This is a genomic window from Sphingomonas sp. HMP9 (assembly GCF_013374115.1).
Lineage (GTDB): Bacteria > Pseudomonadota > Alphaproteobacteria > Sphingomonadales > Sphingomonadaceae > Sphingomonas.
In genome coordinates this window covers 289,092-303,948 of record NZ_AP022673.1, presented here as the reverse complement: position 1 = coordinate 303,948, position 14,857 = coordinate 289,092, and the positions used below count along the sequence as shown (strand labels likewise).

The window sequence follows — 14,857 nt, the reverse complement described above, 5'->3', positions numbered from 1 at the left end:
GGCGGTACAAACGCAGGCTTCTAGCGGAGCATGGAAGATGGACAGGAGCAACGTTGACACGAGGGAGAGTTAACTCCTTTCAACCATGAGGGCTAGACCGACTGCCGATTTTTCACCAAGGCCGTAATGGCAGTGACAGGTGTTGGGGTAGCATGGCCATGGCCGTGAAGAGAAAAAAGAGCCGTTTGATCGCTGCTGACGGTGGAGGGGTGAGACCGTTCCTCTGCTTCGGGCTGCTCTTTGTCTCAATGTTCGTAAATCTGATACTTGCGTTCCTGCGAGCGCGTGGTGTTCCTGCCTCAACGAATTCCGTCATTGCGGTGCAGGCGGTGGTCACAGCGTTAGCCCTGCCGGCATTCTTGATGTCGCTAACGAAATTTCGGCCGATGGCGCTGTTTGCGCTGGGCTTTATCCTCCTGTCAGCGATAGTGACAAACGTCTTTAACCCCTTCAACCTAAAGTCGATCTACGATAGCCTTTTGATCCCAATCTATATCGGCTTGGGAATGTCGGCAGCGACGGTGCGCCCTAAATGGATGAGCTTCCTGCTCGTATTCGTTGTCATCACCGCGCTCTTAGAAGCGGTGCGGCCTTCAGTTTATGTAAGCCTGTTCGATCCAGCGGGATACTTTTCAGCGACTCGCGAGTGGGTTGCGAACCAGAAAGCCAGTGCGTCATCCGACGACGGATTTTACACCGGCGCATATCGGGCGGGCGGGTCACAGTTCTCCTTTACAGAGCATCGCGTGTCTGGCGCGTTTCTAGAGCCGTTGTCCCTCGGCTATTTCTCGGTTCTGATGTCTATCTACTACGCGGGCATGCACCGCGGCTCGTTCTTGGTGCGCATCTTAGGCATAGTAACCTGTCTATGCTTGGCGCTGGCGTCTGACTCTCGGATTTCCACGGTCCTAATATTGGTCAGCGTTGTACTTCTCACGTTGCGTCCGCGCCTACCGGCAATCGTGCTATGGTTGACCCTTCCCGTAGCAATCGCGGCGGTTTCCGCCATCTACTTCGGCGCCGCATCTGCGTTGTTCAGCGACACCTTTTTCCGGTTAGGCATCACGTTTCAGACTCTTGGAGCGACTGGGTTGGGAGCCACTATGATTGGCAAGGTACCGCCAGATCTCGCAGGAGACAGCGGCATCCTATACATGCTGCGCTGCCTCGGCCCTTTGGGAATGCTAGTCGGTTTTTGGCTTTACACTGGAGCATTCACGCGCCGGAGGGGTTCGAACGTCGCAATTTTCGTGATGATTGCGGTGTACTTGGCAATCTCGCTGGTGTTCGGGGGAGCGTCGCTGTCCATCAAGACCGCAAGTTTACTGGGCTATCTCGTCGGAATTGGGAGCGCGATCCCGAGGAAGGTAAGAGAGCAGTCAGAGCCGGAACCATAACTGGGCCACCGCTAAGTCGGCCGCGCAGATGAACGCGAAAGCCTATGATCTGCTCTATTATGCACGATCCGTGGCGCTGATCTAGTAACGTTCTTAAGCTACCTTCAGCTTGAACAGGTAATCGTGCCGCGACAGGTTGGTGACATAATCGTAATCTGGGTCAAGGACCAGTCGGACGGCAGCAAGGTTGGACGTCTCGACAAGAATGTAGGTGACCGGCGTTCGAGACACATCCAGTCCTTGGAGGGCCTGAACCTCGAACCCCTCGACATCGAGTGAGAGGAGGTCGGCGCGTTTGATCCCGTTCTTCAGCAGAAGCCCGGTTAACGAGTTCATCTGGCTCTTGAACCGGTAGGGCTTGTCGCCGGTCCAGGAGGCGCCGGACTTGGCATGCGTCTCGGCACTGCCACCGAACATATGGGATGTGTCCGCCCCGTCCGCGACGGTCATAAGCCCACCGTAATGCAGTTCCAGCTCGTCGCCGTCCTGTTCGAAACTACCGAGAGCGCAGTTCTCGACGGTGGACCGGCCTCTGAAGGCCTTGCACATTTTGGCGATGTGTGGAGTTGGCTCGACCAGCAAGCCCGTCCATCCGAGCCGTTTTTCGAGGTGCCATGTGTTCGACTGGGACAGCCCGTCGTTGGCCCCGGCCTCTATGAAAACGCCGTTCTTTATACCCCCGATATACTGGAGAAGCTTCCTGTCGAGGCCATCGTTGCTCGGGAAATAATCCCTCCCGAGTTTAGCCTGAAAGCTGGCGTACAAAAAACGCCATTTTTTCAGGGTCGCGGTGGGAAGTGTTCTGCCGATAGTTCCCTTGGTTGCCTTCTTTGTCAGGAAGATAGCCCGTCTAAATGGCTTCGGCAGCATGTCGAATTTCCTTCGTTGTGATCTAGCATTCGCTCAACAGGACTTTGATGCCCTGATCCAAATGCTCACAAACCTGCCTATTGGGCGGTTATGGCCGACCAGATCAGCATCTGCAACATGGCGGAGCATGACGGCGGTAATCAACCAGCTGCCCGCCGCGCTACCCTCGCCCCATGCTGACCACCCTCCTAGTCACCGGCGTTATTGGCGGGGGGGCTGACAACCCGCTGCTGGGCTAGCGCCAGCACTTCCCAACCGGAGCACCTTCACCACGAACGCCAACAGCATCGTGACCCATGCGGTCGCGGGAAAGGATGACGCACGACACATCTCAACGATCGGAACCGGTAATGGCCGGCTTTCTATCGCTGATCGGCTCCTTCCAACCAGGCTCATTGCCGACCTGGGGGACCTTCGGCTTGGCCTTCGCCTGGATCATGCGCCAGCATTTCGAGAACCGGCGCCTCCGGATGCTGGAAAACAAGGACGACCGAGACGGCTACGGCGCGCTGATCACCACGCTTCAAAGCGCGGTCACAACCATGGAGGCGAAGCATGCGACCGATCTCGCAGCGATCCGGGGCGAGCACTCGGCAACACTGACCCGGCTCGCCGAGGACCACAAGCGGTGTGAGGATCGGCTGGGGCGGATAGAGGGCGCGCTTATCGGCTTCCACCGCCAAGCACTCATGCAGTCGCAGGCCGGCCTCGCAGTGCTGCCCGCGTCACCGATGGTCGTCGCCGCTGCTGAGCGCGCCGTGGCGGCCGCGACGAAGACAATCGACGAGCGCGCAGGCCAGTAACCCCGGCCGACACCAGCCACCCAATAAGAGGACATCAATGGACACGAAGAAGCCGACCCCCACGGGGCCGGGCGCGTCGTCGCGCGCAAAGCCGATCACCGTTCTGGCTATCACGATGGGCGTCGCTGCAGCTGGCATCCTTAGCCCGTTCGTCTCGGGATGGGAGAGCGGGGGCAAGCAGCACCTCGTCCCGTACCGCGACATCGTCGGGGTATGGACGCAGTGCGATGGCGAGACGCTAGGCGTCACCGCGACCTCGCCCAAGGAAACGCCCGAGGGCTGCGCAATCAAGCTGGACAAGCGCCTCGCCGGATTTGCGCGGCAGGTCGCCGCGTCCGCGCCGTCCCTCCGCGGGCGCGACGAGCAGTGGGCCGCCGCAACTTCGCTTTCTTAGAACATCGGATCGGGCGCTTACTGCAAGTCGACCATCGACCGGCGCTTCGACGCGGGCGACCAGCGCGGGGCCTGTGATGCCTTCCTGATGTGGAACAAGGCCGGGGGCCGCGTGGTCGCCGGGCTCACCAACCGACGCCGCGCCGAGCGCGAGCTTTGCCTGAAGGGGGTCAAGTGATGGTCAACCAGAACGAAACCACGCCGATCGCGGTCAACGCATCGCCGGTGCCCGATCAGGCCGCGTCCGCGCTGCGCAGCGTCGTGCTGGTCGCCAGCGTGATCACCGCCCTCCCGACGATCGCCAGCAAGCGCGACCTCGCCGGCTTCATCGTCTACGTCCAGTCGAGCGAGTTCCTGCAGGCGGTCTCGATCATCGTCAGCATCGCGACGTTCGCCTGGGGGCAGTGGAAGATCCGTCGCCGCGCGAAGCAGCTTGCCGCGGTCGGCGCCAACCCGCGTGTCCCGAACGACATCATCTCGATCAAGCCGACTGCCTGACGCACCCCCGCGTCTTCCCCCGAAAGGACTGACCATGAAGAGACTGCTGACCGCTGCGCTATGCGCGGCGTCGATGATGCTCGCCAGCTGCACGACCTTGCAGGCCCCGTCGGCCGGGCAGGCTGCGCAAATCAGTTCCGCGGTCGACCGGGCGCAAGGCGCCTACGTCATGCCCTTACTTATTCGGGTTCAGCCTTTGACCAGACTCAGCAACGACGACAAATCTAGCAGCCTCGGACGCGCACTCATGCTGCCCACCCCTGCGCACGCGGGGGTATAACAGGGGGTATAACGCCCGCCGCCGAACGCGCCACAAGGGCGTCAGTCCGGTAGGTGTCGGGCCCACCAACCTTCCTGATATCCTGTGTGTTCGACCACCCAACGTCGCACCCGTGATTTGGTCAAATTTCCTTCGTCATTTGTCGAGCTTGACGCGCTCGATTAGAGAGAATTGGGGATTCTGGTCCTGTGACCAATGGGCAACGCCTTGCTGACTTAATGTAGTTTAAGCGCCCGATTGGCCTAAATGACCAATACTCAGGTTATTTCTGGTGTTTCTGAACACCCTGTCATGTAATGTGCATCGTGTAGATGGTGACGATTCTCGTTGCGCCTACGGGAGACGCTTTATGTTCATGAAATCCCTTGCCATGGCTTCGGCCGGCCTGGCGCTTGTCGCCGCACCTGTCGCCGCTACCGCAGCAACGACCAAGTCGGTCAGCAGCCTGTCGGTTGCGCAGTCGGCTCGCGCTGGCACGTCGACCGCCAAGAAGAGCAACGTTGCTGGCGGCGGCTTCATCGTGATCGCACTCGCGGCAGTGGCCGTCGGCGGCGCCCTGTACCTGGCGATCGACGGCGACGACGATTCGGACAGCAACTGATCGTCCGGGCCGGTGTTGACGCACCGGCCCGTTCGCTTTGACTTCGGTACGCCGCCGTCAGCGGTTCACAGCGCCGCCGAGCTGCGTGTTCAGATAGACCGTCACGAGCGCAGCGCGCTTGGCGTCCTCGATCTTGTCCGCGCCCGCCGCATGCCCGCCCTCCGGGTTCTCATAATAGAAGAACGGATCGCCGTAAGCCTCGAGCCGGGCGGCGAACTTGCGTGCGTGCCCGGGGTGGACGCGGTCGTCCTCGGTCGAGGTGTAGATGAACGGCGTCGGATATGTCACGCCGCGCTTCAAATTCTGGTACGGCGAATATCGTGAGATGAACGCCCAGTCGGCGGGCGTGTCCGGGTCGCCATATTCACCGATCCACGACGCGCCTGCCGACAGATGCGAATAGCGCTGCATGTCCAGCAGCGGCGATCCCATTACGACCGCGCCGTACAGGTCGGGACGCTGCTCCATCGCGACACCGACCAGCAGGCCGCCGTTCGACCGCCCCGAGACCGCGATCTTCCGCTTGGCACTGACCCCGGTCCGCACCAGATCGTCGCCCACCGCGTGCAGATCGTCATACGCCTTTTGTCGGTTCTCGCGCAGCGGCATCTGGTGCCAGCGCGGACCATATTCGCCGCCCCCGCGAATATTGGCCAGCACGAACGCGTTGCCTTCCTCGACCCAGAACAGCCCGGCAGGACCTGATCGATACGGCTGGTCGACCAGATAGGTCGGCGTCTGCGCGTTGCGGAACCCGCCATACGCGTGGACGAGCGCCGGCACCGGGCCTGTCGTACCTTTCTTTCGCACCAGGAAATACGGGATCTTCGTCCCATCCTTCGAGGTCGCGAACCGCTGGTCGACCTGCATCGTCGACGCATCGAACCGCGCCGGCAACGTGTCGACGGTCACCGGCTTGGCGCCAGGGCGGACGGCGTAGAGCGCTGGCGGGCTGAGGAAGCTCTCGACCATCGCGAAGGCGACGTCGTCCTTGCCCGCGGTCGCATCGAGGTGGATCGTCGACGCGGTCGGCAACGCCACGACGCCTTGCGTCCAGACGCCGTCCGCAGCGCGTGTCAGGGACACCAGTCGGCCCGACACGTCGTCGAGCATTTTCACCCAGAGCACCGATTTGCTCGAATCGACCTGCTCCACTGCCTGCGTCGCGGTCGGCACCAGCACGCGCTCGATGGTGGGCGCGCGGCCTGCCAGCACATCGGCAATCGCATAGTCGACGACCGAGCCACTCGGGACACCCTTCCAGTCGGACGCGAGCGTCGCGATCAACCGGCCGTCAAGCACGGCGTTGATCTCCGCATCATCGGGCAGGGGCGACGGTACCAGCCGGCCGTCGTCGGCGACGTGACTGCGCGTCGAATGAAAGAAATCGACGTTGCGCGACACCAGCGCATAACGCCGTGCGCCTTCGGTGAAGACGCTGGTCTCGATCCCGACATCGTCCTGCGTCGCGCTCGTCACGACGGTCGCGGCGGCGAGCGGCGTGCCGCGCTGCCAGCGCTTCACCATCCGCGGATAGCCGGACTTGGTAAGGCTGCCGGCGCCGAAATCGGTGGCGACGTACAGCGCGTCCGGCCCGGCCCAGTTCAGCCCGGTCTTGAAGCTCGGCACGACGAAGCCGTCCGCGACGAACTTGCCCGACGGGATGTCGAACTCGCGCATCTCGACCGCGTCGCCGCCGCCGTTCGACAACGCGACCATGCAGCGATCATACGACGGCGACCGGCACGTCGCGCCCTTCCACACCCAGCTCTTGCCCTCGGCCTTGCCCAGCGCATCGACGTCGATCAGCGTACGCCAGACCGGCTTGCCGCTGGTGAACGCGGCGAGCGACGCGACCCGCCACAGGCCGCGCACGTTCGTCTTGTCCTGCCACAGGTTCAGCACCTGATCGCCGAGGATCAGGTCGGGCGTCGCGATCTGGCGGTCTGCCTGCAACAGGTCGAGCGCGCGCTGGCGATAGCGCGCATAGCCGGGCTTCGCTTCGAGCGCGGCAAGCGACCGCGCGTTCCACCGCTTCACCGTATCCAGCGCCCGCGCGCCGTGGATATCCTCAAGGTACAGGTTCGGGTCGGTAGCGGGCGCGGGCGTCTGCGTCTGCGTCTGGGCGAGCGCGGTCGTCGAAAGGGCCAGCAAGGCCAGGAACGGCAGGCGTCTTTGCATCATCACTCTCTTCTCGTTCGATGATGCGACCTTAGGCAGCGCCGTCCGCTCTGCTAACCCCTTCTCTCCCGCCAGCGCGCGATCAGTTCGCCTCCAGCGCGAGCAGCGCGAACGTCGCGAGCCAATGCTCGCCCATGTAATCGTCGGCGAGATGCGGCAGCGCATCGGCCAGATGCGCGTCGGCGATCGCGCGCGCGGCGGCAGGATCGGGCACTGCATCGGCGATCGACCGCCAGCACCACGCGCGTGACAGGTTCAACCCGTCGAGATGGGCAAGCCGCCCATCCGAACGATCGCTGACGACCGCCGGTGCGCGCAGGCACGCGGTCGCCGGACCGAACGGATCGGGCAGGAACGCGGCCAGCCACGGCGCGAAGTCGGCGCCCAGCACCTCCTTCATCACCATCGCCTCGCACAGCGTCGCCGACAGGAAATCCTCACCGCTCGGCTCGAACGGCCGGCAATCGCGATCATCCCCGTACCAGTCCCGCGCGCGCGCTTCGATCAACGCGGCCAGCGTCACGTCATGCCCCCGCGCCCAGCGCAGCGCATGAACCAGCGCAAATGCGGTGCAGTCATGCTTGCCACTGCGCACCGGGTAGATCAGTTTCGGGATATACGCCGCGAACCGCGCCGCGAACGCCCGCGCCAGCGGCTCGACCGCCGCCGCCCAGGGCCGATCGGGTCGCCGTGCCAGTTCGTCATGCAACGCGAGCAGCCACCCCCAGCCATAAGGCCGCTCGAACCCGCCGGTACCCGGCCGATCGAGATACGCCACCTCGCCCGCGATCAATGCAGGGACGAGCATCCGGTCCGCCAGGGCCACGACCGCCATGGCTTCCGGCATGTCAGGATACAGCCGCGCGAGACGCATCACCTGCCACCAGCCATGCACGCAGCTATGCCAGTCGAAACTGCCGTGAAACACCGGATGCAGCGTCTTCGGCACCGCCAGGTCGCCCGGCCCGTCCAGCACCTGGTCGAGCTTGTACGGCCATTCGCGAGTCAGATGCCCCAGCGTCAGCCCGGCAAATCGCGCCGCGGTCGTGCGGTCGAGCCCGTTATTCATCGCGTCATCCCAAACCGTTCGTCGGACATCCGGTCAGCTGCTGTGATCCGAAATGATCTTCCACGCCCCACCCCGCCGCTCGAACACCAACGTCGTCATGCCCGATTCGCTCGTCGACGACGCGGTCAGCGTCCACCGCGCGAACAGCATCGCATGCGCCGGATCCAGGCCGCGCATCTCCAGGAACGCGAACGACAGCTTGCCACGCGCGTTGCCGACGCCGCGGAAGCTGGACCGGTATTTATCCGCAATCGCCGCCCTGCCGCGGAGCAACCCCTTCGGCGTCACGAACACTGCATCCTCGGCGTAGATGTCCATGAACCGCGCGAGATCGCCCGCATTCCAGCCCGCCGCGCTCGCCTCCATCGCCTCGCGGATCGCGATTTCGGCCGGCGTCTGCGCGATCGCCGGCGCCGCCGCAATCACGATCGCGAGGGGTAGCATCATGCGTCGCATCCGTCCGTCACTCCCGCGCCATCAATTCCAGCAGCGCCGCCTCGCCCACCGGCTCGGACAACAGGAAGCCCTGGTACAGGCTGCACCCACCCGCGGCGAGCAGTTCGAGCTGCGATGGTCGCTCGACCCCCTCGGCGATGACCGCCAGTCCCAGCGACCGCGCCATCGTGATCGCGCCGGCGACCACCACGCGGTCGCGCGCGCTGCCGTCGATGTCCCGCACCAGCGACTTGTCGATTTTCACATAATCGAGCGGCAGCGACTTTAGATAGGCCAGGCTCGAATAGCCGGTACCGAAATCGTCGATCGCCACGCGGCAGCCTGCCCCGCGCAGTTCCGCAAGCAGCGCCGACGCCGCCGCAAGGTCCTCGATCAGCCCCGTCTCGGTAATCTCGACGGTCAGCCGCCCGCGCGGAAACCCGCTTTCGTCGATCCGCGCCAGGAACAGCGCCGCAAACCCCGGCCGCGTGATATCCGCCGCCGTCAGGTTCAGCGATACACGCAACGTCCCCAAGACATCCGGCCATGCGACCGCGCGCGCCAGCACCAGCCGCTGGATATGGTCCGACAACGCGATCCCCAGATCGGCACGGTCCGCCGCATCGAACAGCGTATCCGCGCCAAGCGGCCCCAGCGCCCGGTGGTTCCAGCGTGCCAGCGCCTCGACCCCGGTAATCTTGCCGCTCGCGATCTCGACCTGCGGCTGCCAGCGCAGGTCGATCTCGTCGCGCTCGATCGCATGGTGCAGGTCGATCGCGAGCGCGTCGATCGGCGCGACCCCGTCGGGCAGCGCGACGTGCAGCACCGATCCGTCGCTCGCCTTTGCCTCGGCCAGCGCCTCGCTCGCGCGGCGGAGCAACGCCGCCGCATCGTCCCCCGGCTGGCGCTGCGCCACGCCGAAGCGACACCCGAGCACGGCGCGCGTATCCGCCACTGCGAACGGTCGCGCGAGTGCTGCATCCAGCGCCGTGATCGCCGCGGTCACCGCCGCCCCCGCCGCCTCGATCACCAGCACGAACTCCGACCCGCCGAGCCGCGCGACCATCGCATCCACGCCGATCGCCTCACGCGCGACCGTTTCCGCGCGCAGCACCGCAGCCTCGATCAGACCATCGACCGCGGGACGGCCATGCGCGGCGTTGACGATATCGAGCCGCGACAGCGCGACGAGTACCACCGCCACCGGCCGCTTCTCGGCAATCCGCCCGACGATCCAGCGCCGCGCCTCGCCGGTCTCCCTGTCATAGTGCGACGCACCCGGTATCCCGCGTCGATCGATCGCACCGCCCGATGCGCGCGCGGCATAGCGGCCTGCGAACCGCAGCGCCTGGACGAGCTCGCCTTCGCTCGCCGGGCTGGCGAGGAATTGCGTCGCGCCGGCATCGAAGAATTCGCCGATCGCCTCGACATCGCCGCGCGAGACCAGCACCAGCAACGCGGCCCCGTTGGTCGCGACGATCCCGCCCAGCCTGCGCGTTGCCGACAGTCCGTCTTTGAGAGCACCGCGCGTATCGATCAACGCCACCGCGGCACCGCTTTCCAGGAAGCGGCTCTCCAATCCTTCGGCATCACCCGCGACCGCCGCCTGCCACCCCGCACCGGCGCCTGCACTCGCCAAAATCTCCGCGATCTCATCACGTTGACGGAACGATACCGCGAACAGCGTCGTTGCGATCTGCATGTCTTCCATATCCGTCGCACCTCGCTCGATCGGTGCGAGCCTAGCCGCCGTATCGCCGCCCGCCAATCCAATACCAGCCGATCCGGCCTTGTTAGTGGGACAGTCACGTCTTAGCTCGGACGGTATGACGATCGCGCCCACCCTCGAGCAAAAGCCGCTGCGTGATACGCATGGTCGGACGATCAAGTATCTGCGCATCTCTGTGACCGACCGCTGCGACCTGCGCTGCCGCTACTGCATGTCCGAAAAGATGACGTTCCTGCCGCGCAGCAAGCTGCTGAGCCTTGAGGAGATCGCGATCATCGCCGAGCGTTTCATCGCGCGCGGCGTGACAAAGATTCGCTTGTCGGGTGGTGAGCCGCTCGTCCGTCGCGACGTGGCCGAACTCGTCCAGCGCCTCGGGCACAATATCGGTTCGGGCCTCGAAGAACTGACGATGACCACCAACGGCACGCGCCTTGCGCAGCATGCCGATGCGATGGTCGATGCCGGCATTCGCCGCGTCAACGTCAGCATGGACAGCCGCGACCCCGAGCGCTTCCGCTATATCACCCGTCACGGCGATGTGTCGCAGGTCATCGGCGGTATCTACGCGGCCAGGGACGCAGGCCTGGCGATCAAGATCAACATGGTCGCACTGAAGGGCTTCAACGAGGACGAGATCGCGCCGATGCTCGCCTGGTGCCGCGACGAAGGGTTCGACCTGTCGCTGATCGAGACGATGCCGCTGGGCGCGATCGACGAGGATCGCACCGATCGCTTCCTCCCGCTCACCAAGGTGTTCGAGGACCTCGGCCAGCAGTTCACGCTGGCCCGCGACGCGCACAAGACCGGCGGCCCGGCGCGCTACTGGAACGTCGACGGCACGAAAACGCGGCTTGGCCTCATCTCACCGCTGACCGCCAATTTCTGCGAGGGTTGCAACCGGGTCCGGCTCACCACCGAAGGCAAGCTCTACATGTGCCTCGGCCATGACGATCAGGTCGATCTCAAGGCGGCGCTACGCGAAGGTGGCACCGCCGGGCTCGATGCGGCGATCGACGCCGGCCTGTTCGCCAAGCCAAAGGCGCACGACTTCCGTATCGGCCAGGGCGAAGGCCCCGCGGTCGCTCGTCACATGAGCGTCACCGGCGGATGAGCCTGTACGAGCGGCGGGCGCTGGTCGCGTCCAACACCCCGCCCGCTCGCGCCGCCCAGGCCGAACTCGCCGACATGGGCGACTGGGTGCCCGTCGAGGACGCCGACGTCATCATCGCGCTCGGCGGCGACGGCTTCATGCTCCAGACGCTCCATACGATGCTGGAGCGCCGCAAGCCACCCGTCCCCGTGTTCGGCATGAACCTGGGCACGGTCGGCTTCCTGATGAACGAATGGCGCCACCACGGCCTCTCCGACCGGCTGGAGCGCGCAAAACCGTTCAAGGTCATCCCGCTCCGCATGACGGCGCTCGGCGTGGACGGGCGCACGCATACCCTGCCCGCGATCAACGAAGTGTCGTTCCTGCGCGAAACCCGACAGACCGCCAATCTCGAAGTGACGGTGAACGACCGTGTCGTCCTCGCCGAGCTCGCCTGCGACGGCATACTCGTCGCGACGCCCGCAGGGTCGACTGCGTACAACCTCTCGGCGCACGGCCCCATCCTGCCCCTGGGCTCGGGGATGGTCGCGCTGACCCCGATCAGCCCGTTCCGCCCCCGACGCTGGCGCGGCGCGATCCTGCCCGACAAGGCGCGTATCCGCATCCGCGTGCTCGACCCCGGCAAGCGCCCCGTCTCCGCGGTCGCCGACCAGCGTGAGATCCGCGACGTGGCCCAGGTCGACATCTGCATGGACCGCGCACGCGAACTCACGCTCCTGTTCGATCCCGAGCACGCGCTCGACGACCGCATCACCATGGAACAGTTCGTCGCCTAACCTGCGGTTCGTCGCTGAGTTTCACTTTTTCAAACAAACCTGCTTGCATCGCCCGACTGGCCGTTTATAGAGCCGCCTCCGGCAACGATCCCTGATAGCTCAGCGGTAGAGCTCTCGACTGTTAATCGAGTGGCCGTAGGTTCGAATCCTACTCAGGGAGCCACCCCGCCATTGTAGAAATGGCCGGGCAATGTTGTTCTTGCCGACGCGCGCGATGCGCCACCTCATCCCATAGATCGCAGATCTCGATCCGGTAGTTTCATCCCTGTGTCCGGCGAATAGCTTTTGTCGTGTGCGGCGAGCGCGTTTGATACTATGCGGTCCTGCATGCGGGAAACGGGGCCGAGGGTTCGAGTTCGGTCGATGCGTGGAGTGACGCTTTGACACGATTGACCCATGCGACGCTCGACCAACTCCCTGATGGGATCGACAGCCCGCGAGGCCGGCCTCGTCCCGCGATCGGTATCGTCCATTTCGGGCCGGGCGCCTTCCACCGCGCACATCAGGCGGCGTATATCGACGCGCTGTTGGGCGATGACCCGCGCTGGGGAATCGCCGCCGTCTCGATGCGCAGCAAGCGAACCGTCGCCGCGCTCGCTGAGCAGGACGGGCTCTACACGCTCGCGATCCGCGACACCGAGTCGTCGAACCGCGTGATCGGCGCGCATCGCCGATTCCTGGGGCCCGACGACGCCGCCGAAACGCACGCGCTGCTCGCCGATCCAGCGGTCCGGCTGGTGACATCGACCGTGACCGAGAAGGGCTATTGCCTGGCCGGCGACGGCACGCTCGACCTGTCGCATCCCGATATCGTCCATGACCTCGCCGGTACCGATACGCCGCGCAGCTTGGTCGGCTGGCTGGTAGCCGGCCTCGCCGCGCGCCGGGCCGCCGGAATCGCGCCGTTCGTGCCGATGCCGTGCGACAATCTCGCCAACAACGGCGTCAAGCTGCATGCCGCGCTGGTCGCGTTCGCCCGCATGGGCGATGCGGTGCTGGCGGACTGGATCGCGGGCGAGGTGCGCGTGCCGTCGACGATGGTCGATTCGATAACGCCAGCCTCGGACGCTGCACTGTATAACGACGTTGCCAGCGCGATCGGGATGGAAGACCGCGCCGCCGTGCAACGCGAATCCTTCGCGCAATGGGTGATCCAGGACATCGGCACGCCGCTCGGCCCCGATCTTGCCTCGGTCGGCGCGACGATCACGACCGATGTCGCCAGCTATGAGAAGGCGAAGCTGCGGATCCTCAACGGGGCGCATTCGACGCTCGCCTATATCGGCCTGCTCCGGGGCGCGACGAGCGTGGCGGACGCGATGAACGACGCCGCGCTTGCCGGGTTCGTCGATACGATGATCCGCGCCGACATCATCCCGATGCTGCCCCGCACCCCTGGCCTCGATCTGGAGGAGTACCGCGCAGCCGTGCTGCAGCGGTTCCGCAATCCGGTCATCGTCCACCGGCTCGATCAGATCGCGCAGGACGGTTCGCAGAAGCTGCCCTACCGGCTGGGCGACACGCTTGTCGCCAACCGCCGCGCGGGTCGCATGCCCGCTGGCGTCGTCACCGCAATTGCCGCCTGGGTCGCGTTCCTGATGCAGCGCGCCCGCGCCGGCATCCCGGTCGTCGATCCCGCCGGCGATCGCCTGGCCGCTGTTGCACGAGACGGAACGCCCGCCGAAGTCGTCGCCCGCCTGATCGACGCCGGACTGGGCTTCCCCAGCGAACTGCGCGACGACGGTGCCGCCCGGTCCGCGGTCGCCGATGCCGCGGAACGGATAAGCCGCGGCGACTGGTCGGGCCTGACCCTCTAGAGTCCGTACGCCGCCCGCGCATTGCCGCCGAAGATCGCGTCCCGCGCCTCCGGGCAGGCGCGTGTTATGAAGGCATCGATCAGGTCGACGACCTGATGATACTCGGCGGCAAGGCGGCAGACCGGCCAGTCCGAGCCGAAGATAAGCCGATCGGGCCCGAAGCACGCGAGCAGATGGTCGAGATACCGTGCGATCTGGTCCGCCGTCCACGTTGCGTGATCCGCCTCCGTGACGAGCCCCGATATCTTGCAATAGAGCGACGGCACCTGCGCCATCTCGACGAGCGCGTCCGCCCAGGGCTGCCAACCACCCTGCGCGATGTCGGGCTTCGCGCCATGATCGAGGATCAGCCGCGGCGCCGCCGAAACACCCTCGGCAACCCGGTCGCAGAAGCGACGAACATGGATCGCCTGGCGCGGCTTGACGAGAATGTCGTAGCTGAAACCGCCCCCGACGGCCGCACGGACGCCGCGAACAAAGTCCGGGTTCAGCAGGAAATCATCGTCCGGTTCATCCTGGACGACATGGCGAAAGCCCACCAGACCGGACGATCCCGACCAGGCCTCCAGCCGCTCGGCAATGTCGCCGGCGCGCAAATCGATCCAGCCGACCACGCCCAGGATGCGCGGACAGGCGGCGGCAAGCGCCAACAGCCACGTGGTCTCCGCCTCGCTCTGCCGCGCCTGCACCGCGATGCAGCCATCGATCGCGGCGTCGTCGAGCGACGGCATCAGGTCGGCAGGCAGAAAGTCCTGCGCGAGCACGCTCTCGAGATCGATCCAGTCGAACGCAGACTGCGAATAGGACCAGAAATGCTGGTGCGCATCGATACGAGTCACGCGGCGATACGCGCTTGGCTGGTCGGGACTGTCTGCATTTGCTGAATGTACCCAGCGC

15 protein-coding genes and 1 tRNA gene are annotated in these 14,857 nt (G+C 65.0%); 10 read left to right on the top strand and 6 right to left on the bottom strand.

Annotated elements, in window-relative coordinates; all coding sequences use genetic code 11:
• Nucleotides 1–152: 152 nt before the first annotated feature.
• Entirely contained in the window at nucleotides 153–1,397 is a 1,245-nt protein-coding gene (locus tag HMP09_RS01440; RefSeq protein WP_176498877.1) for a hypothetical protein, read from the top strand.
• A gap of 93 nt (nucleotides 1,398–1,490) precedes the next feature.
• On the opposite strand, the gene HMP09_RS01435 is transcribed toward HMP09_RS01440, so the two are convergent.
• Nucleotides 1,491–2,267: an FkbM family methyltransferase gene (locus HMP09_RS01435; protein WP_176498876.1), complete on the bottom strand. Its 777-nt coding sequence runs from the start codon at nucleotides 2,265–2,267 to the stop codon at nucleotides 1,491–1,493.
• Nucleotides 2,268–2,617: 350 nt separating this feature from the next.
• Here HMP09_RS01435 and HMP09_RS01430 point away from each other — a divergent pair, with 350 nt between their 5' ends.
• From HMP09_RS01430 to HMP09_RS01410, 5 genes are all read left to right on the top strand, one after another.
• Nucleotides 2,618–3,070, top strand: a complete 453-nt coding sequence (locus HMP09_RS01430) for a hypothetical protein (protein ID WP_176498875.1) — start codon at nucleotides 2,618–2,620, stop codon at nucleotides 3,068–3,070.
• Nucleotides 3,071–3,107: 37 nt separating this feature from the next.
• Nucleotides 3,108–3,464: a glycoside hydrolase family protein gene (locus HMP09_RS01425; RefSeq protein WP_176498874.1), complete on the top strand. Its 357-nt coding sequence runs from the start codon at nucleotides 3,108–3,110 to the stop codon at nucleotides 3,462–3,464.
• 3 nt (nucleotides 3,465–3,467) lie between these two features.
• Nucleotides 3,468–3,641, top strand: coding sequence for a glycoside hydrolase family protein (locus HMP09_RS18630; protein ID WP_176501506.1), 174 nt, complete (start codon nucleotides 3,468–3,470; stop codon nucleotides 3,639–3,641).
• On the top strand, nucleotides 3,641–3,961 hold the full coding sequence (locus HMP09_RS01415; protein ID WP_176498873.1) for a hypothetical protein: 321 nt from the start codon (nucleotides 3,641–3,643) through the stop codon (nucleotides 3,959–3,961). Before HMP09_RS18630 ends, HMP09_RS01415 begins: the two co-directional genes overlap by 1 nt.
• A 629-nt stretch (nucleotides 3,962–4,590) precedes the next feature.
• Nucleotides 4,591–4,842, top strand: coding sequence for a hypothetical protein (locus HMP09_RS01410; RefSeq protein WP_176498872.1), 252 nt, complete (start codon nucleotides 4,591–4,593; stop codon nucleotides 4,840–4,842).
• Between the two features lie 57 nt (nucleotides 4,843–4,899).
• Here HMP09_RS01410 and HMP09_RS01405 read toward each other — a convergent pair whose 3' ends face one another.
• From HMP09_RS01405 to HMP09_RS01390, 4 genes are all read right to left on the bottom strand, one after another.
• Nucleotides 4,900–7,023, bottom strand: a complete 2,124-nt coding sequence (locus HMP09_RS01405; RefSeq protein ID WP_176501505.1) for a prolyl oligopeptidase family serine peptidase — start codon at nucleotides 7,021–7,023, stop codon at nucleotides 4,900–4,902.
• Nucleotides 7,024–7,105: 82 nt separating this feature from the next.
• Nucleotides 7,106–8,092, bottom strand: a complete 987-nt coding sequence (locus tag HMP09_RS01400) for a DUF2891 domain-containing protein (protein WP_176498871.1) — start codon at nucleotides 8,090–8,092, stop codon at nucleotides 7,106–7,108.
• Nucleotides 8,093–8,125: 33 nt separating this feature from the next.
• Entirely contained in the window at nucleotides 8,126–8,539 is a 414-nt protein-coding gene (locus HMP09_RS01395; protein ID WP_232090532.1) for a YybH family protein, read from the bottom strand.
• Between the two features lie 16 nt (nucleotides 8,540–8,555).
• Complete coding sequence (locus HMP09_RS01390) at nucleotides 8,556–10,229, bottom strand: EAL domain-containing response regulator (protein WP_232090530.1); 1,674 nt, start codon at nucleotides 10,227–10,229, stop codon at nucleotides 8,556–8,558.
• Between the two features lie 124 nt (nucleotides 10,230–10,353).
• Between HMP09_RS01390 and moaA the strand changes: the two genes are divergently transcribed.
• The 4 genes from moaA to HMP09_RS01370 all read left to right on the top strand — a co-directional run bounded on the left by moaA (nucleotide 10,354) and on the right by HMP09_RS01370 (nucleotide 13,960).
• Nucleotides 10,354–11,367 (top strand): GTP 3',8-cyclase MoaA, encoded by a 1,014-nt coding sequence (gene moaA, locus HMP09_RS01385; RefSeq protein ID WP_176498869.1) that lies wholly within the window; start codon nucleotides 10,354–10,356, stop codon nucleotides 11,365–11,367.
• Nucleotides 11,364–12,143, top strand: a complete 780-nt coding sequence (locus tag HMP09_RS01380) for an NAD kinase (protein ID WP_176498868.1) — start codon at nucleotides 11,364–11,366, stop codon at nucleotides 12,141–12,143. Before moaA ends, HMP09_RS01380 begins: the two co-directional genes overlap by 4 nt.
• An 88-nt stretch (nucleotides 12,144–12,231) precedes the next feature.
• Nucleotides 12,232–12,306, top strand: a tRNA-Asn gene (locus HMP09_RS01375).
• 217 nt (nucleotides 12,307–12,523) lie between these two features.
• A complete protein-coding gene (locus tag HMP09_RS01370; RefSeq protein WP_176498867.1) occupies nucleotides 12,524–13,960 on the top strand; it encodes a mannitol dehydrogenase family protein in 1,437 nt (478 codons plus the stop codon).
• Here HMP09_RS01370 and HMP09_RS01365 read toward each other — a convergent pair.
• On the bottom strand, nucleotides 13,957–14,799 hold the full coding sequence (locus tag HMP09_RS01365; protein WP_176498866.1) for an amidohydrolase family protein: 843 nt from the start codon (nucleotides 14,797–14,799) through the stop codon (nucleotides 13,957–13,959). The genes HMP09_RS01370 and HMP09_RS01365 overlap by 4 nt on opposite strands.
• Nucleotides 14,800–14,857: the final 58 nt, after the last annotated feature.

Excerpts from the sequence above, each read along its gene's own strand:
- HMP09_RS01410 (WP_176498872.1), top strand. The coding sequence starts at position 4,591 with ATGTTCATGAAATCCCTTGCCATGGCTTCGGCCGGCCTGGCGCTTGTC.
- moaA (WP_176498869.1), top strand. The coding sequence starts at position 10,354 with ATGACGATCGCGCCCACCCTCGAGCAAAAGCCGCTGCGTGATACGCAT.
- HMP09_RS01400 (WP_176498871.1), bottom strand. The coding sequence starts at position 8,092 with ATGAATAACGGGCTCGACCGCACGACCGCGGCGCGATTTGCCGGGCTG.
- HMP09_RS01415 (WP_176498873.1), top strand. The coding sequence starts at position 3,641 with ATGGTCAACCAGAACGAAACCACGCCGATCGCGGTCAACGCATCGCCG.
- HMP09_RS01390 (WP_232090530.1), bottom strand. The coding sequence starts at position 10,229 with ATGCAGATCGCAACGACGCTGTTCGCGGTATCGTTCCGTCAACGTGAT.
- HMP09_RS01405 (WP_176501505.1), bottom strand. The coding sequence starts at position 7,023 with ATGCAAAGACGCCTGCCGTTCCTGGCCTTGCTGGCCCTTTCGACGACC.
- HMP09_RS01395 (WP_232090532.1), bottom strand. The coding sequence starts at position 8,539 with ATGATGCTACCCCTCGCGATCGTGATTGCGGCGGCGCCGGCGATCGCG.
- HMP09_RS01435 (WP_176498876.1), bottom strand. The coding sequence starts at position 2,267 with ATGCTGCCGAAGCCATTTAGACGGGCTATCTTCCTGACAAAGAAGGCA.
- HMP09_RS01380 (WP_176498868.1), top strand. The coding sequence starts at position 11,364 with ATGAGCCTGTACGAGCGGCGGGCGCTGGTCGCGTCCAACACCCCGCCC.
- HMP09_RS01425 (WP_176498874.1), top strand. The coding sequence starts at position 3,108 with ATGGACACGAAGAAGCCGACCCCCACGGGGCCGGGCGCGTCGTCGCGC.
- HMP09_RS01430 (WP_176498875.1), top strand. The coding sequence starts at position 2,618 with ATGGCCGGCTTTCTATCGCTGATCGGCTCCTTCCAACCAGGCTCATTG.
- HMP09_RS01440 (WP_176498877.1), top strand. The coding sequence starts at position 153 with ATGGCCATGGCCGTGAAGAGAAAAAAGAGCCGTTTGATCGCTGCTGAC.